We start from the raw sequence: 18,848 nt of genomic DNA, 5'->3' as shown, positions 1-18,848 counted from the left end.
CAGCGTCGTCGGGACGGCCCTCGGGGCGGGGAATTCTCATCGGACCGCGGCGGACTCGGCGCACGCGGAACTAGTGGTACCGGGAAGGGAGAACGCCTCGCCGGTAGCCGGCGGTGTCTTCGCTGTGGCGAAGGTAATAGTCGCCGGCACCACCGTCCACAGCGCCACGACATCTCGCCATCGCCGATAGACGAGCCGGCCCAGCCGATACGGGAAACTCGCCACGAAAGGTCTCCGCCTCTTCTCGGGTTCCGTTCCAGGCTGCCCTGCAGACCCCCACCCGGTCGTCATCCCTACGCCGACAGTTCCCCGTACCACGAGTGCAGTACGTACCGCCTGGCAGCGCCGCCAGCAGGAGCCTCGCCGGCTCACGATCCGCCTCGCACCCCGGCGCAGCGTGCGCGACCCACCCGATCCACCGGCTGGACCCGCAGAACCCACCTCCCGCCCAGCCGCCACACCATGACGGCACGCGACGTACGACGAAAGACGTAGCAGGAAATGTCGGCGCGGGGACGACGACGTGCCAGCGGGCTCCGGACAGGCTCGACGAGAAAGCGAAAGCGACGCTGGCACATGACAACCATGTTGCCGGAATTCCGAGCCTCGTCGGACCGCTTCAAGCACGGACAGGAGCGTTGAGAACGTGAATAGCGGGCGAAACAGTCCCCATGAAACTCGGCCCAGACGGCCCTCGACCGGTTCCGCCCCGTCACGGTGGTCCGAGGGCCCCGACACGACCCCGGCCGAGATGGTTGGGCCGGCCAACGTCGGGCCGAGGACCGCCGATCAAACTGATCCCCGAGGGCGCCCGAGGCAGCCCGCGACGACCGAGCCGGCCGACGGACCGCCCGGTCGCCACCGACGGCGCCGCCGGTGGCGACGCGTTCTGCTCGTGCTCCTGGTCGGCCAGCTGGTGCTGCTCGGAGTCGGGGACCGGGTCGCGGCCCACGCGGCGGCCGGCCAGATGGTCAGCCAGATCCAGAAGAGCCAGCACCTGCCGAACCCGCCGACGGTGTCCATCGGTGGCGTCCCATTCCTCACCCAGGTGGCGACCGGCCGCTACCGCGACATCGAGCTCGGCGTCCGCCGGATCGCGGTGCCGACCCTCTGCGTCGATGACATCAAAGTGCACCTGCAGGGCGTCCATGTCCCCCTGCGCAAGGCGATGGCCGACAAACTGACAACCATCTCGATCGACCGCGCCGTCGGCACCGTCCGGATCACCTACCCCGATCTCAACACCTTCCTCTCCACCGAACCCGGACACCTGCGGGTCACCCCCGCCGGCCGCGCCCTCCGGCTCTCAGCGCCGGTCGACGTGCCGATGCTCGGGTCGGTCACCGCGTTCGGTGACCTGCAGGCCAGCGTCACAGACAACCGGCTGACCCTCGCTCCCACCGGCCTCGGCGTCAAGGGCCTGGGCTCCTTCCAGCTCCCGACCGGCGCGGTCGACACCCTCACTACCACTGTGCCGCTGACCGGCCTACCCATGAACCTTCAGCTGACCGCGGCCCGAACCACCCCCGACGGCATAGAGATCACCGCGGTGGCCGACCACCTCTCCCTCGGCACCACCCAGACCGGACCCACCATCCACGGATGCTGAACCCCGGGGAGCCGGACAGGGTAGGCGTTCTGCGCGGCCCGCAGCGCGCCGGGACAGGCCCCCGCAGGTAGGCCGAGACCTGCGCGGAGCTGCTCGATCCCCACGTCGCAGGCCCGGTTTCGACTATGTCCGGGACTTCGGCGCCCGGCTGCCTTCCATCGTCATCTCCCGGCTCACCGGTGTCGTCCCGGAGGACCGCCCAGAGGCCCGCCGGATGATCGACCGATTCACCACGACGAGACCGAGGCGATGGCAAGCGAGGGCGTCCTCGCCGCGGCGAGGACGCCCCGGCCCTCCGAATGCAACAGCCCCGGACGGGCTTCAGCAAACGGACTCAGCCGTCCCCAGCGGTCGAGTTCGGTGATCGACCAGGCTAGGCCCGACCATCGCCATGCAGCCGGATCGCCGCGCCGCCACGGAGCCCACAGATGGGCTGGTGCTGACCCGCATCTGACCCGGCGCGGTGTCCGGGCTCACACGCGGTGCGCTCGTATGCTTCCTATGAGTGACGCGACATGAATGGCCAGCAGTAGCAGGCCGAGACCGGTCGCCGACAGCAGGCCCAGACCCGGGCGGCTGTTGGCGACCGGTTCGAACAGGTTGCCTGCCGGATCCGTCATGTAGGCACGGGCAGTCTCGGACCTGACGGTGACGATGCAATGGACAGCCGCGAGCACAGCACACAGGGCGGCGGCGAGGCCGGCCACCCACCATCCGTGAGCAGGCCGCCCGGAAGATGCCGCCCTGGCCAAGACCATCTCCAGCGCGACCGCCACCCCGATGCCCAGCCCCAAGACAGCGGCGATGACAGGGTCGGCATCTGTGAGGACGTCGAGCGCGGTCTCGGCCCCGGTAATGTCGTTGTCCGCCCAGGGCAACAGCACCGCCCCCACGGCCAGAACAATGTGGCCCACTACCAAGACGATCAACGCCTGTGCTCGCAGGATGCCCCTCATGGCAACTCGGACGCATCTCGCCCACGACCGGTTCTGAACTTCGCCCTGAGCACCTCTGCCCGAGCTGCGACCGCGCTGGCAGTCCCCGCCGGAATCCGGGGGCGCATGCATTGAGCTGGTCCGGGGGTGGAGCTTGGGCGGCACTGTTGCATCGAGCCTCGATGCAACAGTGCCCGCCGAAGCGATGGCAAGCTCGAAGATCAGACCACGGCGGCGAGCTCGGAGAACGCGGCCGATAGCCGCAGCCGCGGATCGACGTCGGTGGCGAGTTCGTAGTGGCCGCGGCGGATGTTCTGGATCAAGGCGTGTCCGGTGCTGATCGTCTGAGCGGAGCGCAGGCGTTTCAGCCCGCGCATCGGCCGCAGCCTGGCCTTGAGTCGGCCGTGGTCAGACTCGATCCTGTTGTTCTCCCGAGCGGCGTCGATGTGCCAGGCCTCGGGCAGCATCTCGTCGAGGACCCGCGGGTAGACCAGTGCCTTGTCCGTAGTGACCTCGACCGGCCGGCAGCCATGGGTCAGTGCCTGCTGGAGGAATCGGCGGGCGGCGAGCTGGTCGCGCCGTTCGCTGGCGAGCACGTCGATGACCTGGCCGTGCTGGTCGACGGCCCGGTAGAGATAGGTCCACCTGCCTGCGATCTTGATGTAGGTCTCGTCGACGAACCATCCACTGGCCGGCCGGTGCCGGCACGGCCGGGCCGCCTCGACCAGCAACGGCGTGAACCGGCGCACCCACCGGTACACAGTCACGTGATCAACATCGATGCCACGTTCGGCGAGTAGCTCCTCGACGTCCCGATACGACAACGCGAACCGCAGATACCACCGCACCGCCAGAACGATCACCTCGGACGGGAACCGGAACCCGACCAACTCCGACACCGGGACCGGCGGGCGAGGACGGCAGCGAGCCATCATCCGATCATGCCGCAGTCGCCGCAGAGACCACGGCCCCGCCGGCGCAACAGCGCCCTTGGATGTTATCCTTATGATCGCTCCGGCTCGTCCTCGGCTCTGGACACGGCATTCCCCGAGGACCCTCTGACAAGGGCCGAGAAGCGTTTGCAGCGCCTACATCCCCGGCGGGCCTCCGGCACCGATGTCATCGGTGTTCTCCTCGGCGATCGAGACGAGCCCTGTCCGATCGACCCTCATCCTGCTCGAGTACGCGCCCATGGCCTGATCCGTCGATGTCCTTTCAACCCAGAAAGCTGAACAATTAATGTTCATATGGCCCCGAATGACCGCTGGACCCGAACGTCTCATGTTGGAGAGCTTGCTTGACCGCAACCGGCAAGCGCTCATCGACACCACGCGAGGGCTATCCGAGACCGACGCACGGCGGCGCCTGGTCGTCTCACTGACCACACCGATCGGGCTGATCAAACACGCCGCCACCGCCGAGCGCATCTGGTTCCAACGCACCCTGCTCGGCCTGGACGAGTCCGCATGCGACGGCTACGCCACCGGTGACGACGGCAGTTTCGTTGTCGCCGGCGGCGAAACGCTGGCCGACGTGATCGCCGAGTTTGAGCGTGCCAGCGAGCGTTCCCGCGTGATCGCCGCTGACTTCGAGCTCGACGACACCAAGCCGCACCCCCGCGCTGGCGATGTCAGTCTGCGGTTTGTCTACCTGCTCCTGATCGAGGATTTCGCCCGTCACGCCGGCCATGGTGACATTCTCCGAGAACAAATCACCGCCGCACGATAGGCGTTGGCAGGGTTGCGCGCTGCTCGCGGGTTTTCGAGAATGGCTAGCGGACCAGCTAGGACATGGAGCCAACCTCGCGTGGCCGATCCTGATCTCCATGGCCGCCTTCCGGACGAGCCTGAAGGCGCCTGGCAAAGAATGGTCGGCGATGGTTCCGATGCGGCAACGGCGGCACTCTTCGAACATCTCTTCAGGTTTCTCGAATCGCGAGCGTCGTGACAGGGATTCGGTTCTTCATCCTGATCAGGCGCGCGGGACCACCGGCGGACGTGCCTCCATGGGGCGGGCTAGACGCAGGTCCTCGTGTTGCATCACGCATCAGCGTGCGCGCACCTAAATATCGATCACTCGACGACCAGCCGGGCGCTCGCGAACACCGCGTGCTCCGCCATCAGCATCCGCAGCCGCTGCTCCGGCGGCACCGAGAGAATTGCCTTCACCTGGACCAGCAGCGAAGGGTCGGACTGCCAGGTCTCCCTCGTCACCGTCCCGAACAGAGCCTGGGCACGCGCCTGCTCCGCCCGCCCACGCAGGTAGACAGCCCGCTCGGCAGGATCCTCCGGCGGATCAAAAGGATCATCCAGGCTCGCCGCCGAACCTCCCATGTGAACGGCACCGGACTACAATACGAGCCCTCCACGGTGCACAGCCACCTCACGGCCAGACCCGCACGCACGAGACTACCAGCGCCGCCACCAAAAAGATCAACAAGAACGCGGCGGCGGGGGCGGACCGGTCAGACCCACCACGCCCGTCGAAGCGCCGGCCCGCCTCCACCGACGATTTGGCTGTCGCCGCCGTCCCGATCCGCAGGGCCGGGGGGACCTGGGCGGTGATGTACGCCGCCACAAGGTCAAGGGAGCAGATCGGATCAAACGTGAGCGACACCTTCGTCGACATTGCTCGCGCATTCGAGCGATTCCTCGCGTACCACGGCGGCGGCCTCAAGGGAAACACCGGGATCGTTCCGGACGCACGACCACCCGCCCCGGGCCTTAAAACTCTTCTCCGAATCGAGGCCGAACTCGAAGGACTGACTGATCGGTCCGACGACGACCAGGCCGTGCGGACTCGGGTCGAGTCCATCCGCCAACTGTTGTATATCTGCTATGGATACACGGATCAGGTAGCCGACCATGACTCCGTCTCCAGCCTGACGCCACGCGAGCTGGAGGTGATCCGGTCTATCGCCGAAGGCCACTCCAACGCGGAGGCCGCGAAACTCCTCGCGGTAAGGCCGGAAACCATCAAGTCGCACCTGCGAAGCATCATGCAGCAGCTCGGTGTACACAATCGCATCGCCGCCGTGAACACGGCACGCAGGGCCGGCCTGGTGCCGTAGGCCCGACGCCCCCGACGCCACGGGACAGCGCCGCGCGACGGCGGAGGTGATCGATCCGCTCCAGCCCTCGATGGCGAGCTCCCACCCGGCCTCCCGTACCACGAACGCTCGACGGCTAGCTCATGTGGATCCATAATCCATCATGCATCGGGAGGTACCTACGGAGAGCGCGGGTGATTCGGCGGACAGGACCGCCCCGGTCTGCATGCCGGCCCGCCCAGGACCCGGTCCTGGAACCAGGAGACGTCCCGCGGGGYGTTCCGATCCGGGAGGAGGCCGCACGTGGCCGAGCATTTCTCGATTCGCCCGCTGACCGTCGGCGCTGAGATCGTCGACCTCACCAGCGACCCCGGCGACCCCGCGGTGCGGGATGACCTGTTCGCGGYGTGGCTCGAGTACGGGCTCCTGCTGTTCCGGGATGTCGACTCGATCGAGCGGCACATCGCGCTGAGCCGCTGTTTCGGCGAGCTGGAGATCCATCCGCTCCCCAGTGTCCGTGCCCCGGAGAACGACCTGTTCATGGTCGTCGGCGACGAGATCTCACGGCCTTACGTCTATGACGACGCGGAGATCAAGGTCGGCACGATTCCCTGGCACCGGGACACGGCCTACACCCCGAACATCTCGACGGGTGCGCTGCTGCGGATCCTCGTCACGCCGGACGTCGACGGCGAGACGATGTTCGCCGACACGGCGCGGGCATACGACGACCTGCCGGACGACGTGAAGGCCCGCCTGGCCGGACTGGAGTACCGGGCCACCCTGCGGCGCTCGCCGATGGAGCAGACCGGACCTGGGGCGATCTGGCGGACGGTGCGTCCACTCACCGACGAGGAGTGGGCGAAGGCAGGGCTGTCGGGGCGCGCGGCCGATGGTGGGCGGCGCGGCGCGAGTCCGCCGTCGGTCGTGCATCCGGCGGTGGTCGTGCATCCGGAGTCGGGCCGTACCTGCCTGTTCCTGAGCCCGAAGGAGTTCGACTTCTTCCTCGGGATGGAGCCGGTGGACAGCGACGAGCTGTTCGCGTACCTGTGCGACCACATGCTCCAGGGCCGGTACGTCTACAAGCATCGCTGGGCCGTCGACGACGTCGTCGGATGGGACAACCGGCGGTTCCTGCACGCGGCGGTCGGCAGCAGGATCGGCGACCGCCGTCGTGGCCTGCGCACGACGCTCGCCGGCGCCTTCGGCGTCGGACGCCTCGTCGAGGCMGCCGCCAGCGGCGCCGGCAACTGACCAGCACACGCGATTTCAGGGGAATCGATATGGCACGAGCCAAGGTGAACGGGTTGACCATCGGCTTTGACATCATCGGCGACGGGCGGCGCTCCTGGGCGCTGGCCCCGGGCGGCCGGTACTCCCGGGAAACCCCCGGGCTGGCGCAGTTGGCCGAACAACTGGCCAGGCATGACGGCCGAGTGCTGATCTGGGACCGCCCGAACTGCGGCGAGTCGGACGTCTGCTTCGAGGGCTCCAATGAATCGAACCTGCACGCCGACACCCTGGCCGCGCTGCTCGAGCACCTGGACATGGCTCCGGCCGTCCTCGCCGCCGGGTCGGCCGGAGCCCGGGTCTCCCTCCTGGCCGAGAGCCGCCATCCCGCGACCGCGAAGGCACTCGCGCTCTGGTGGCCCAGCGGAGGCGCGTTCGAGTTGTTCGTCCTTGGCAACGTCTACTGCACACCGTCCATGCGCGAATGCTGGCGGACCGGCATGGCCGGGGTCGCGGCGCTGCCGGACTGGGCCGAACAGATCACGAAGAACCCCGAGAACCGGCAGCGGATCCTCGACCAGGACCCGGCCGTGTTCCTGGAGACCATGGACCGGTGGCTGCGCGCCTTCATCCCGCGGGACGACGAGGTCATTCCCGGCCTGCCCGACGACCAGCTGGCCACCATCGCGCCACCGGCGATGGTCTTCAACAGCGGCGTGAGCGACGGCAACCATCCGCGCTGGGTGTCGGAACGCATCGCGAAACTGCTGCCGAACGCGCGCCTGGTCGACCCGCCGTGGGGTGACCGCGAGTGGCACGAACGCCAGGCCGAGCGTGACAAGGGAATCTTCGTGCGCTGGCCGCTCCTGGCCCCACAGCTCACGGCCTGGGCGGACGACGTCCTGGGCACCACCGCCTGATCGCCGAACCGCCGCCGGCTCCGGTCACGGCGTCGGCGGTGGCTTCGACCGCCTCGGCGCCAGTCTCAGGAGGTCATGTCTGGTGCCGTGTTCCGGCGGTCGGCGCGTCAGGGCGGCTGACCTGCGGGGTGCTGTCGACGCACCACTAAAATTCGGGCGTATGTGCGCGCCCGCCGTCGTGACCCGACGGCGAGGCGAAAGGGAGAAGGGGACGATCACCCAGATGCCGAAGATCTGCGTCGAGGTCGGGGGGCTCCTCGACGGTGTCGGTGGCGGCTGATCGTGGTTTCGCATCCCATCAAGCTAGAGAAGGCCAGTAGCCAGGTCGTCGACTATCTCCTGGAGGAGATCTTCGAGGGACGGCTGCGGTCGGGCCAGCGCATCGACATCATCAACGTGAGCAAGATCCTCGAGATCAGCCGGAGTCCTGTCCGCGAAGCGGTCGTCATGTTGGAACGTGACGGGATCGTGTCCAGCCGGCCGCATCGGGGAGTTTTCGTCGAGCCATTCGACGCCGACTCGATCCTGGACGACTTCGAGGTGATGGGTCTGTTGAGCGGCGTGGCGGTCGCCCGGCTGGCGACCAGGCCGGACCCGGAGGTCATCGCCGAGCTTCGCCGGCTGGTGCGCGAACTCGAGGCGGCCGGATCGCCGGACCGGATGCGTGAGCTCGTCCAGGAGATCCTGCGGGCGGAACACCGCGCCGGCGGTTCCCGGCGTCTGCTGGCGCAGCTGCGCGCCTTCGCCGGGTATCTGTCCTGGGTGTTCCGGGTGCACAGCGGCCAGCCGCCGGGCACCAGCGCCCTCGCGCACGGCCGGGTCGTGGAAGCGATCGCTGCCGGTGAGCCGGAGCAGGCGTCCCACCACCGGGTCGAGGACTTCCGAGCCGCGGGAAAGGCAGTCGTCCAGGACCTCGCCCGCCGCGGCGTCCTGGCTGAAGGCTCCCCACGAGACGGCGCCGGGGTCAGTCCCGCCGGAGCAGGATCACCCCCGCGGGTGTGAGTCCCCCGCTGGTGGCGACGGCGACCCGCGCCCCCGGCACCTGGCGTTCTCCCCCGTCGCCCCGCAGCTGCACGACCGCCTCATGGACGAACCCCATGCCGTGGGTGCGTCCGGCCGACAGCTGACCACCGTGCGGGTTGAGCGCGATCGCGCCGCCTTCCCGGGCGATGTTGCGCCCCTCGGCCAGGAAGTCCCCCGCCTCGCCGATCTTGCAGAACCCCAGAGCCTCGATCCACGACAGGCAGTTGAAGGTGAACCCGTCGTAGAGCAACGCGACGTCCACATCGTCGGGGCCCATCGACGTACGCGTCCAGAGATGGGCAGCCGGGCCGAGGGTATGCGGCTCGTGAGTGACCGTCGCCTGGTCCCAGGCGATCCGTTCGGTCATCTGCGTGCCCACCGCCTCCACCAGCACCGGAGGCCGCGGCAGGTCGCGGGCGGCCTCGATCGCGGACACGACGACCGCCACACACCCGTCGGCGGGCACGTCACAGTCGTAGAGCCCGAACGGGGTGCTGATGGTGCGGGCCGACAGGTAGTCGTCCATCGTGAGCGGATCCCGGTAGACCGCCGAGGGGTTCAGCGCGGCGTTCGCCCGCTGCGTGACGGCGATCTGGCCGAGGGCGGCACGGGTGGTGCCGTACCGGGCGAAGTGATGCGACGCGCGCAGTGCCAGCGTGATCGCCGCCGACCCCACCCCGTAGGGCCCGCTGTACCCGGGGACCCGGCCCTCGTGTTTCCCCATCCCGTAGGGGCTGGCGCCGCCCGGGCCCGCGGCCCGTTGCCGGGCGGCGAAGGTGGCCTGCCAGACGGTGCGGAAACAGACGACGTGACGCGCCAGGCCGGCCGCCACGGCGAGCATCGCGGCGATCACCGACCCGGCGGGGCCGAACGTCTCGCCGCCGCCGTTGTACCAGGTCGGCCGTAGGCCGAGGGCGTCCTCGAGCGCGCTGACTCCACCCTCGCCTATCCCGCCGGTCGCCGGCGTTCCCGGGTAGGTGGACAGGCCGTCGATGTCGTCCAGGTCCAGCCCGGCGTCGGCCACCGCGGCCGTCACCGCCTCCACCGTGAGCGACAGGGGCGGTCGCATCAGCCGTCGGCCGATCGGCGAGGTGCCGATGCCGGTGATGGCCACCCGATCCTCGAACCGGTCCGAGCGCGCCATCGGCCGAACGCGCAGCCGGTGGTCCTCGGGGGCGATCTCGTCCGCTGGCAGGTCGGCGTCGGGCTCACCGCTGGGAACGTAGAGCGGAATCCAGACATCGCCACGGTGCTCGAACCTGGGAACGACGCGCATGCCGACCCTGAGCTCGTCGGCGTCGACGTCGACGAGGTTGGTCGTCAGCCGGACCCGGGGATCCGCGTCGAGAACGACGGTCGCGACCGCGTAGGGCGGTGGCATCCGGGGGTCCCACGGCTGGTGGTTCACCGTGACCCCGGCGACGACACCACTCCCCGGGACCTCCCTACGCCCCAGATCAGTGGATCGGCAGTAACGGCAGACGGGCTGCGGCGGATGCAGCAGTGCGCCACAGCCATCGCAGCACACGAAGGAGAGCAGACCGTCGCGGCCGGCCTCCCAGAACGGTCGGCTTTCCTCGTCGAGCAGCGGTAAGGAACGCTCGACGTTCTCCATGGTCAGCATTCGAGTCATCGATCTCTCCAAAGCCGCTCTGGTCCCATGCCGTTACCGTCCCGACAGCCGCTCGACGACGGGGGCCAGGGACTCGGGGGTCGCCCCGAGCGGCGCGGAGAAGTAGCTGATCCCGAAGCGGTCCCGGGTGTCGCGGAGCTTCGCGCAGACCTCGTCGAGCGGGCCGACGGCGACCATCGGCGACGCGCGAAGCTCCTCTTTCGAGGGGACGGCGCCCTCCCGCGACCTCAGCTGCCGGGTGAAGCGTTCGAAGAACGCGTCGAACCCGCCGGCCGGGTCGTCGGTGATCGTGACGTTCAGCAGCTGGGCGCCGAGCTCGAGCTCGTCGAAACGATCGCCGGCGGCCGCGCGGACCCACCCGACCTTCTCCTCGTACGTCTCGGCGGCGAAGGGGCGGGACTCGGGCGAGGGCGACCCGCCCGAGATGCGCGGCATGATCTGGACGATGTCGGCCTGGCGGCCGGCGACCGACAGCAGCCGGCGACCGCCGCCGCCGATCATGATCGGCGGGCGGGGGCGCTGCGTCGGTGTCGGCGTTCCCTCCAGGTCGGTGATCCCGAAGTGACGTCTGGAGAAGGTGAAGGGGCCGTCGGCGAACAGGCCCTTGAGGATGACGACCACCTCCTCGAGACGGTCGATGCGGGTCGGCGCGTCGTCGAAGCGGAGGCCGGCCTCGGCGTACTCGGCCCGCATCCACCCGGCGCCGATGCCCACCTCGAGCCTGCCGCCCGACAGCACGTCGAGGGTGGCGAGTTCCTTGGCGAGCACCGCGGGATGGCGGAAGTCCTGGTTGAGCACGGTCTGGGTGAGCCGCACCGTGCTCGTCGCGTCGGCGACCGCCTGCAGCGCGAGCAGCGGGGCGAACGGCAGCATGAAGTGGTCGGCCATGGCGAAGGTCGCGTAGCCGAGCTTCTCGATGGTCCGCCCGGCCTCGAGGAGCGCCGCGCGGTCGGAAACCCGCCCGGGTCCCGTCCCGAACCGGATCGGTCTCACGCCCATGTCGCTCCTAGTCATTCAGGCCACCTGCCAGGTCAGGAACCTGATCTCGAGGTGCTCGTCGAACTTGGCGGTGCCGTACCGATCTCACGGATGGCTCTCGATCGCGCCCGCGACTGTCGCCACGGTGAGAGGTCCTTCGGGAAGAAGGCAGACGGTGGCGTCCGTGCCCCTTCGGCCGAGCAGTTCGGCGACGGTGGCGGACGGGTCCTCGACGGGCCGCAGGTGCGCGGCCCGCACCTGGTCGGCCGACAAGCCCTCGGTGTACAGGTGGACCGTCGCCGTCGAGAGCACCCGGCCGAACACCTGTGTCTGCCACGTGTCCTGGGAGGCGGCGACGTCCGGGTCGGTGAGCGCCGCGGCGGATGTCGCCGACCTGATGATCCGCGCGAAGGCCCCCTCGTCGGGATACCCGTCCACGCAGCTGGCCAGTATCACGATGTCACCGCCAGGCCGGACCACCCGTTCGGCGGCCGCCATGCCCTTGACCGTCTGGTACAGGTTGCGGTCCAGGGGCAGGCCGGCGTTGCTGCTGATCACGATGTCGCAGGCCGCCGGCAGGGTGTGCACCGCGGTCCGCCGCACGAACGCGCACGCCTCGCGATGCGCGCCCGGAAGTGTGCCCACGAACGCCGCCGTGACCTCACGGGCGCTGTTGATCGCCACGTCGACCGAGAGGTCCGGCGGCAGGAGCGCCGCCGCCCGCGCGATGAAGCGGTGCACGGGGTTCGCGTCCAGCTCGGTCCAGGTGGAACGCGGATGAAGGATGCGCGCGGGGCTGTGGGCCGCGAGGATCGTCTCGAGGGCGGCGACGCCGGGGCAGACCGCCTTGGGCCCGCCGCTGAAACCGGCGAAGAAGTGGGGCTCGACGAAGCCGGTGACGATGCGCACGTCGGCCGCGACGTAGCGGCGGTCGAGCAGCACCGGCGTCCCGTCGACCGTCCCCACCTCGACGTGGTCGCCGTCCGTGGCGACGTGCTGGTGCACCGCATAGCGGGCCAGGATGTCGGGGCCGACCAGCGCCGCAAGTTCCTCGGCCGTGGCCGGCCGGTGTGTTCCGGTGGAGCACAGCAGGGTGACCTCGTGCGGCCCCGCGCCCAGCCGCTCCAGCTCGGCCAGCAGCGGGGGCAGCACGACCCGGTTGGGCATGGGTCGGGTGATGTCCGGGAACACGATCACGACCGTCGTGCCCGGTGCCACCAGATCGGGCAGTGGCCGACCGACCAGCGGCCGGCGCAGCGCCGTCACGAGCGCCGCCGCCGGGTCGGGAAGACCGGGCCGGTCGGTCGGCGCAACACGTGGGCGTTGTCGGGCACGTCGACCGGGACCGTTCCCGGCCCGTAGGCCAGCTCGACCCGCATCAGGACCAGTACCGAGCAGACGACGCGTAGGCCCGGCGAGCGAACTCGGGTACCGGCAGGGCGCGCAGCTCCCGGTTGAGCACCTCGACGCTCACCACGCCGTCGAAGCCTCGGTCCAGCAGCGTGGACGCGAACCGGTCGAGTTCGAAGACCCCATCGCCTGGCATCACCCGGCGGTGCATCGTCTCGCGCATCAGGTTGTCCGACTCCGGCACTGGCGCGTCATCGAACTGGATGTAAGCGATCTGCTCCAACGGGACGTGGGCCAGGTCCTCCCAGGTGCTGTCGCCGAGGAAGAAGTGCCAGGTGTCGATCAGCAGGCCCGCCCGGTCGGTTCCCGCGGCCGCCACGACCTCCAGGCCGGTCCTGATCGACGTCACCGGACCGAGCGGGCTGAACTCGACGGCCATGCCTGCCCCCGCCTCGGCGAGGATCGCGGCGCATCGTTCGATGACCTTGGCGGTCTCGTCTGTGAGGCCGACCCGGAAAACGGCGTTGACCCAGCGCGCGCCGATGACGGCGGCCGCCTCGGCCAGCCGCTGCGCCGAGAACACCGTCGCCGTCTCGTCCTCGGCGATGACGAGTGCCAGCAGTTCATGGCAGTGCAACCCCGCGGACGCGAAGGACGCGGCGGCCTCGGTGTTCACCCGGCCGGCGGGGATACCAAGCGCCGAGAATCCCGCGTCGCGGGCCGCCCGCACCAGCCCGTCCGTGTCGATGTCCCACCGGCTGTCCGGAGTCAGCGCAAGTTCGACGGCCATCTTCTGATCACCTCTCCTCAGGACAGTGGCCAGTCGAGTCCCGGCAGGGCGGCCGGTGCAGGGATGCGGCGACCGGCCGAATGACCACCGGTACGGGCACGCCGACGATGTCAGGACAACGGCCGAACCGGCTGCGGCCGGCGCCACCATCCCTGCTCCTACGCCGCCAGCGCTGGTCTCACCGGGCGGTGCTTCGCTCCTTCATCGCGGTGAGGGCTGCCAATGAGGGAGTACCGCCGGTGACGACGTTGGCTCGTGTGTGGCCGAAGTGGTGCATGTCGAAGCAGGCCTCAAGCGCGCTCGCGAAGCCCTGGATGTCGAGGGTGCGATTGATCGCCCGCTTGGCCATCCGTAGCGCGAAGCTGTCCTGCGCGGCGATACGGCGGGCGAGCTCAAGGGTGGCGGGAAGGAGGTCGTCGGTGGGCACCACCTTGTTGACCATGCCAATCTGGCGCGCCTCCTCAGCGGTGATTGACCCACCCGTGAACAGCAGTTCCTTGGCCTTGCGGGCGCCGAACTCCCAGGCATGAGCGTGGTACTCGACGCCGCAGATGCCCATGTAGAGCACCGGGTCGGAGAACTCGGCGTTGTCCGCGGCGACGATCAGGTCGCACGGCCAGCACAGCATCAGCCCGGCGGCGATGCACTTGCCCTGTACCGCGGCGATCGACGGCTTGGGGACCTCCCGCCAGCGCTTGGCGTAGTGGAAGTAGTGGCGGGTCTCCCAGTCGTACAGCGCGTCGGGCAGCGGGATCTCGCGGTCGATCGTGGACGTCTGCTTGCCGCTCATGTCGTGACCGGCCGAGAAGTGCTTACCGCTCGACCGCAGCACGATGACCTTCACCTCGGACGACTCGTCCGCCGCCTGCCACGCCTGGTCCAGCTCCATCAGGACCTTCTGGCTCTGGGCGTTGGCGGCCTCTGGCCGGTTCAGCGTGATGATCCCGACATGGTCGTCGACCTCGAACTGGACATGATCGAGCTGCATGCGTCCTCCCAGGAGCGATGCCGGCGGCGGCACGAGCGCGTACCGCGCGGCATGAGCCGGTTCTAGCGCATCCGGCCGGCAAAGTGAATTATGGATCCAACTTGCACCGGCCGTCGACCAACCCGGCTGAGCGGCCCGTCGGCTCGGTGCTGCCGCCGCCCTGCCCGGATCGCCAGATACGAGCGGAGGCGATCGCCTCCGGTCTCCTTCGGCCGGCCGGCCGAAGGAGAGTCCCGATGACCGAACCGACCTACACTCAGCACGATCTGACCCTGCTCAAGGACAACCATGTCCGCGCCTACCGGGAGACCGGAGGCGAGGTCGGGTACCTGTGGAACGGCGTCCCGATCCTGCTGCTGACCGCGACAGGGCGCCGCACGGGCGAGCCTCGGACCTCGGCGCTGATCTTCGGTCGTGACGGCGACGACTACCTTGTCGTGGCCTCGACCGGTGGGGCTCCGAAGCATCCGTCGTGGTACCTGAACCTCCGGGCACGTCCAGCGGCCGAGATCCAGGTCAGGGCCGAGCACATCCCGGTCATCGCCCGAACGGCATCCGACAGCGAGAAGCCACGTCTCTGGAAGTTCATGGCCGACCTCTGGCCGAACTACGACGCATACCAGACGCGCACCGACCGAGCCATCCCCGTCGTCGTACTCGCGCCAGCTGGGAACCGGCCATGAGAGGCCTCGCCGGCAAGGTCGCGCTCGTCGCCGGCGGCGGGTCGGGTATCGGCGCCGCGACCGCCATACGCCTCGCCGAGGAGGGCGCCTTCGTCGTCGTCGGCGACATCGACGCCGGCAACGCCGAGCGCGTGGCGGCCGCCATCCGCCAGGACGGTGGCAAGGCCGCCCCGATCCCGTTCGACATCGCCGACGAGGCCTCCGTCGACGAACTCGTGACCCGGAGCGTCGAGATCTTTGGAGGTCTCGACGCCGTGCATGTCAATGCGGCGGATCTCTCCTCCGGCACGCTCGGCCGTGACACGGACGCCGAAGCCGTCCCCCTGGAGGTCTTCGACCGGACCATCGCCGTCAACCTGCGGGGCCACGTTCTGGTCACTCGGCGCGTCCTCGCCGAGCTGCGCGCCAGGAGCGGTGGCGCCATCGTCTATACCGCGTCGGCGGCGGCGTTCACCGGCGGGTCGGGCCGCGTCTCCTACGCCACAGCCAAAAGCGGGCTGCTGGCATTGTCCCGCCATGTCGCTCACCGATGGGGTAAGGAGGGCATCCGCGCCAACGTGGTGTCGCCGGGCTACGTCCTGACCGAGGGCGTGCTCGCCCGAGCGAACGCCATCTCGCGGCAGGTCCTGGACCTCTGCGCGGCGCCACGGCTCGGCCAGCCAAAGGACATCGCGGCGGCCGTCGCCTACCTGCTCTCCGACGACGCCGAATGGGTCACCGGCCAGGTACTCAGCGTCGACGGAGGCACAACCATGCGATAGCAGGATTTGTTGCACTCGTCGGAGGCGGGGTCGCGGTCGACGCCCAGGCTGATCGGATGATGGCTCGCTGCCTTCGTCGTCCACCGGCTCCGGTCTCGAAGTTCGCTGGGTTCAGGTTCCTGCCCGGGGCGGCGTTGTTCGACCGGAACTCCAGCACGTCGAGCAGCGCGATCAGCCCGCGCCGGTAGTGGTTCGAGCACGAGGCCTTCAGCGTGGTCTGCACGGTGCGCCGGTACACCGGCCCCTTGGTCTTGAACTCGTGCACCAGGTCCCGCAGCGTCTGCTCCCCGCCGGCCACCGCCGGAAACACCACCTCGCAGACCGGCTCATCCGGGCTGCTAAGCGAGGCCTCGGCGATCGCGAACAGGATGTTCTCCTTGCCGGTCACCCGCTTGAACGCGTTGACCAGCTCCTCGATGACCTTCTTGTCCGCGCGCGCGCCGATCCGGTGCACCATCGAGATCAGCAGCTCCACGAGCGTGTCGGTGATCTCCTGAAGCCGGTGGTGCAGCAGCGCCAGCATCGACTCGGCGTCGGGGAGGTGGGAGGGGCCCTCCATGGCTAGTGGAGGGCCCGCTCCGCCGAGTTGCCGTCCGGACCAATTCAGACGCCGCCTCGGTGCAGCCAGCCGCCTAGGCGGCGTACGGCTGCGGGTCCTAGTAGACGGGATCGGAGGCCTGTTCGGCCAGACGTTCGGATACACCCGGACGAAAAGCCTTCTGACCTGCGCTTTCATAGTTGTTAGGTGGCTGTTCCTTCGACAACGCCCGCGCCGTGGAATTGTTGGGCTGACCGTCCCAACGCGATGCGGAGTCGAAACAGACAACACGGTGGTCGCTGTCCCTGTCATACGGCCCGGTAGGCCTGCATCATCGCCGTAACGCCACACGTTTTCGCCGGCTGGCTACCGGCGGATCGACGTGCTGGCTGCTCGTCGCAAGACCCGTCCGGACCTGTAATCAGCACGTTGTCTTCTGGAAAGGGGCTGTGCCGTGGGCGCACGCACCAGCCGCATCTGGCGCGCGAAGCGCGCGGGTTCATCTGAGCAGACGTCCTGGTGGGCGGTGCTCCTGCACCTGTTCGTTCTCGTTCTCGTCATCGTGGTCGTCGTTGTGCTGAGGCGCTATGGCTACGACCCGGTCACCACGCTCGGCCTGATCTCGGCCGCCGCCGCGGCGGCGGCCGAGATCAGGCGCCAGATGCTGGGCGGCGAGAAGCAGCCGGGCTGACCGGTGTCGAGGGATCCGGCCAAGCGTCGTCCGGGCCGACCCGAACGACCGATCGATCCCGCCGGCGGTCCGGTGGCCGCGTTCGCGCAGCGTCTGCGGGACCTGCGGCCACCGGAGATGACCTTTGACCTGATGGCGAAGGTCGCGCTCTGCTCGAAGCCGACGTTGGCGGCCGCCGCAGCGGGACGGAAGATGCCGACCTGGTCGGTCACCTGCGCCTACCTGACGGCCTGCGGTGTGTCCGAGGACGAGCGGGAAGTCTGGCAGCAGGAACATGCGATCGTCGCCCGCGAGCACCAGGCCTGGACCCGGCGCGAGGCTGGCGGCGGGGAAGGCGCCGTCGAGGCCTCCAGGCTGCCGGGCCCGGAGGACGTGCGGACAGCCGAGGACTTTGCCAGGGCGCTCGACGGGCTTCGGCAGAGTAGGGGCCTGTCGTTCCGGGATATGGAGCGGCGGGCGCGCATGCTGAATCTGCCGCGGGCGCTCCCCTTTCAGACAGCGCATGACGCGTTGAAGAACGGCAGGCCGTCCGAACACACGTTGCGGACCATCCTCGCAGTCTGTCGTGTGCCCGGCGGCGACCGAGCGGCGTGGCTTGATGCCTGGCGACGTGTTGTCGCGCAGGCCGACCATGACCGTGCGGTCGCCCGCGCCATGCACGTCCTGGGGCGTCCCTCCGATCCGGCGGAGCACAACAAGGCCATCGAGATGCTGACCACGGCGATGGCCGCCTACCCACCGGATGACCCCCGCCACCGCAGCCTCGCCGACCATCTCGCGACCCTGCTCACGACGCTTTATCCGCGCCCCGAAGGCAACAGTGCCCCGCCGCGCCGTACATACGACTACCTGAGGGATCAGGAGAACGAGGAACCGTAGGCCTTCGTCACCCGGTCCGCCGCGAGGCGCCGAGCGGGTCCTGCGATGCTGGCTCGGATGTGCCTGGCGGGCGGACGAGTGTCGGTGCCATCATGGCGAGCCGAGCCAGGACGCCGGGGGCTGCGTGCTCGCCTTCGCTACCGCCTACCGGCACTGGAACACCGCTGCTTCCCTTAGAGCCTGTCCTGAATCTTGAAGGGCTATCAGCTCGCCGTGTTCGGTTGCTCGCGGGCCGTCCAGCGTTCGACGGGCTTGCCGCGGACGAGGCGGCGGGCCATGGTGCGGATCATGGCCCAGCGGATGAAGGCGACCGAGCTTGCCGGGTCTCGTTCGTAGTCGCGGGCGAGGCGGCGGTGYGCGGTGAGCCAGGCCAGGGTGCGCTCGACGACCCATCGTTTCGGGAGGGCGGTGAAGCCTTTCTGTCCGTCTTTCTTGCGGACGACCTCGACGGTGGTCTTGAGAATGTCGGTGGCCCAGGTGACGAACTTGCCGGCGAAGCCGCCGTCGGCGAACAGGTGCCGACACGTCGGGGTGGTGAAGTAGTGGTCGAGCAGGAGTTGGCGAGCGCCGTCGCGGTCCTGGCGGCTGGCGGGCAGCACGAGTACCCCCAGCAGCAGGCCCAACGTGTCGACGACGATGAACCGCTTGCGGCCGTTGACCTTCTTGCCCGCGTCGTAGCCACGGCTGGGGTGGGTGACGGTCTGGGCGCCCTTCACGGACTGGGAGTCGATCACCCCGGCGGTCGGCCGCGGCCGGCGGCCCTCGGCCTGGCGCAACTGGTCGCGCAGCCC

General features: G+C 69.1%; 21 protein-coding genes. 10 read left to right on the top strand and 11 right to left on the bottom strand.

Annotated features, from left to right (window positions below; translation table 11 throughout):
- Positions 1 to 895 precede the first annotated feature (895 nt).
- Positions 896 to 1,609 carry an LmeA family phospholipid-binding protein gene (locus BCD49_RS37935; protein WP_083401948.1) on the top strand — a complete coding sequence of 238 codons (714 nt, stop codon included), beginning with the start codon at positions 896 to 898 and terminating at the stop codon, positions 1,607 to 1,609.
- Between the two features lie 473 nt (positions 1,610 to 2,082).
- On the opposite strand, the gene BCD49_RS37930 is transcribed toward BCD49_RS37935, so the two are convergent.
- Together BCD49_RS37930 and BCD49_RS37925 are read right to left on the bottom strand one after the other, a co-directional pair.
- Positions 2,083 to 2,565, bottom strand: coding sequence for a hypothetical protein (locus tag BCD49_RS37930; RefSeq protein ID WP_007516228.1), 483 nt, complete (start codon positions 2,563 to 2,565; stop codon positions 2,083 to 2,085).
- A 200-nt stretch (positions 2,566 to 2,765) separates the two neighbouring features.
- Positions 2,766 to 3,443 (bottom strand): IS6 family transposase, encoded by a 678-nt coding sequence (locus tag BCD49_RS37925; protein ID WP_007516227.1) that lies wholly within the window; start codon positions 3,441 to 3,443, stop codon positions 2,766 to 2,768.
- 340 nt (positions 3,444 to 3,783) lie between these two features.
- Between BCD49_RS37925 and BCD49_RS37920 the strand changes: the two genes are divergently transcribed.
- Positions 3,784 to 4,272, top strand: coding sequence for a DinB family protein (locus BCD49_RS37920; protein WP_027140548.1), 489 nt, complete (start codon positions 3,784 to 3,786; stop codon positions 4,270 to 4,272).
- A gap of 344 nt (positions 4,273 to 4,616) precedes the next feature.
- Here the strand turns inward: BCD49_RS37920 and BCD49_RS37915 are convergent, their stop codons facing one another.
- Both BCD49_RS37915 and BCD49_RS43860 read right to left on the bottom strand, forming a co-directional pair.
- Complete coding sequence (locus BCD49_RS37915; protein ID WP_007516224.1) at positions 4,617 to 4,877, bottom strand: hypothetical protein; 261 nt, start codon at positions 4,875 to 4,877, stop codon at positions 4,617 to 4,619.
- Positions 4,878 to 4,926: 49 nt separating this feature from the next.
- Complete coding sequence (locus BCD49_RS43860; protein WP_027140547.1) at positions 4,927 to 5,172, bottom strand: hypothetical protein; 246 nt, start codon at positions 5,170 to 5,172, stop codon at positions 4,927 to 4,929.
- Between BCD49_RS43860 and BCD49_RS41610 the strand changes: the two genes are divergently transcribed.
- The 4 genes from BCD49_RS41610 to BCD49_RS37890 all read left to right on the top strand — a co-directional run bounded on the left by BCD49_RS41610 (position 5,150) and on the right by BCD49_RS37890 (position 8,745).
- The gene (locus tag BCD49_RS41610; RefSeq protein ID WP_007516223.1) at positions 5,150 to 5,614 is read left to right on the top strand and encodes a LuxR C-terminal-related transcriptional regulator; all 465 of its coding nucleotides are present in this window, start codon (positions 5,150 to 5,152) and stop codon (positions 5,612 to 5,614) included. The two genes, BCD49_RS43860 and BCD49_RS41610, sit on opposite strands and share 23 nt — an antisense overlap.
- Positions 5,615 to 5,896: 282 nt before the next feature.
- Complete coding sequence (locus BCD49_RS37900) at positions 5,897 to 6,847, top strand: TauD/TfdA dioxygenase family protein (protein ID WP_071042476.1); 951 nt, start codon at positions 5,897 to 5,899, stop codon at positions 6,845 to 6,847.
- 29 nt (positions 6,848 to 6,876) lie between these two features.
- Positions 6,877 to 7,743, top strand: coding sequence for an alpha/beta fold hydrolase (locus tag BCD49_RS37895; RefSeq protein ID WP_007516221.1), 867 nt, complete (start codon positions 6,877 to 6,879; stop codon positions 7,741 to 7,743).
- A 282-nt stretch (positions 7,744 to 8,025) separates the two neighbouring features.
- Complete coding sequence (locus BCD49_RS37890) at positions 8,026 to 8,745, top strand: GntR family transcriptional regulator (protein ID WP_007516219.1); 720 nt, start codon at positions 8,026 to 8,028, stop codon at positions 8,743 to 8,745.
- Here the strand turns inward: BCD49_RS37890 and BCD49_RS37885 are convergent.
- The 5 genes from BCD49_RS37885 to BCD49_RS37865 form a co-directional block, all read right to left on the bottom strand.
- Positions 8,708 to 10,399, bottom strand: a complete 1,692-nt coding sequence (locus BCD49_RS37885; RefSeq protein WP_007516218.1) for a thiolase C-terminal domain-containing protein — start codon at positions 10,397 to 10,399, stop codon at positions 8,708 to 8,710. The two genes, BCD49_RS37890 and BCD49_RS37885, sit on opposite strands and share 38 nt — an antisense overlap.
- 33 nt (positions 10,400 to 10,432) lie before the next feature.
- Positions 10,433 to 11,398 (bottom strand): TIGR03621 family F420-dependent LLM class oxidoreductase, encoded by a 966-nt coding sequence (locus tag BCD49_RS37880; protein ID WP_007516217.1) that lies wholly within the window; start codon positions 11,396 to 11,398, stop codon positions 10,433 to 10,435.
- Between the two features lie 84 nt (positions 11,399 to 11,482).
- Positions 11,483 to 12,643, bottom strand: coding sequence for a nickel-dependent lactate racemase (larA, locus tag BCD49_RS37875; RefSeq protein WP_007516216.1), 1,161 nt, complete (start codon positions 12,641 to 12,643; stop codon positions 11,483 to 11,485).
- A 112-nt stretch (positions 12,644 to 12,755) separates the two neighbouring features.
- Positions 12,756 to 13,517: a sugar phosphate isomerase/epimerase family protein gene (locus BCD49_RS37870; protein ID WP_007516214.1), complete on the bottom strand. Its 762-nt coding sequence runs from the start codon at positions 13,515 to 13,517 to the stop codon at positions 12,756 to 12,758.
- A gap of 178 nt (positions 13,518 to 13,695) precedes the next feature.
- On the bottom strand, positions 13,696 to 14,505 hold the full coding sequence (locus BCD49_RS37865) for an enoyl-CoA hydratase (protein WP_007516213.1): 810 nt from the start codon (positions 14,503 to 14,505) through the stop codon (positions 13,696 to 13,698).
- A gap of 236 nt (positions 14,506 to 14,741) precedes the next feature.
- Between BCD49_RS37865 and BCD49_RS37860 the strand changes: the two genes are divergently transcribed.
- Positions 14,742 to 15,188: a nitroreductase family deazaflavin-dependent oxidoreductase gene (locus BCD49_RS37860; protein ID WP_007516212.1), complete on the top strand. Its 447-nt coding sequence runs from the start codon at positions 14,742 to 14,744 to the stop codon at positions 15,186 to 15,188.
- Positions 15,185 to 15,949: an SDR family NAD(P)-dependent oxidoreductase gene (locus BCD49_RS37855; protein WP_007516211.1), complete on the top strand. Its 765-nt coding sequence runs from the start codon at positions 15,185 to 15,187 to the stop codon at positions 15,947 to 15,949. The genes BCD49_RS37860 and BCD49_RS37855 overlap by 4 nt, the downstream gene beginning before the upstream one ends.
- Here BCD49_RS37855 and BCD49_RS44525 read toward each other — a convergent pair.
- Positions 15,918 to 16,508: a hypothetical protein gene (locus BCD49_RS44525; RefSeq protein ID WP_007516210.1), complete on the bottom strand. Its 591-nt coding sequence runs from the start codon at positions 16,506 to 16,508 to the stop codon at positions 15,918 to 15,920. The genes BCD49_RS37855 and BCD49_RS44525 overlap by 32 nt on opposite strands.
- Before the next feature lie 433 nt (positions 16,509 to 16,941).
- Between BCD49_RS44525 and BCD49_RS43330 the strand changes: the two genes are divergently transcribed.
- A complete protein-coding gene (locus BCD49_RS43330) occupies positions 16,942 to 17,178 on the top strand; it encodes a hypothetical protein (protein WP_007516209.1) in 237 nt (78 codons plus the stop codon).
- A 72-nt stretch (positions 17,179 to 17,250) separates the two neighbouring features.
- Complete coding sequence (locus tag BCD49_RS37845) at positions 17,251 to 18,057, top strand: helix-turn-helix domain-containing protein (RefSeq protein WP_007516208.1); 807 nt, start codon at positions 17,251 to 17,253, stop codon at positions 18,055 to 18,057.
- A 203-nt stretch (positions 18,058 to 18,260) separates the two neighbouring features.
- Here the strand turns inward: BCD49_RS37845 and BCD49_RS37840 are convergent.
- A partial coding sequence (locus BCD49_RS37840) for an IS5 family transposase (RefSeq protein ID WP_116439466.1) occupies positions 18,261 to 18,848 on the bottom strand: 588 nt, incomplete at its 5' end.

Origin of the sequence: Pseudofrankia sp. EUN1h, from assembly GCF_001854645.1 — a bacterium.
Classification (GTDB): domain Bacteria; phylum Actinomycetota; class Actinomycetes; order Frankiales; family Frankiaceae; genus Pseudofrankia; species Pseudofrankia saprophytica.
Note: the sequence above shows the minus strand (reverse complement) of the source record. Positions and strands in the feature narration are given on the sequence as shown.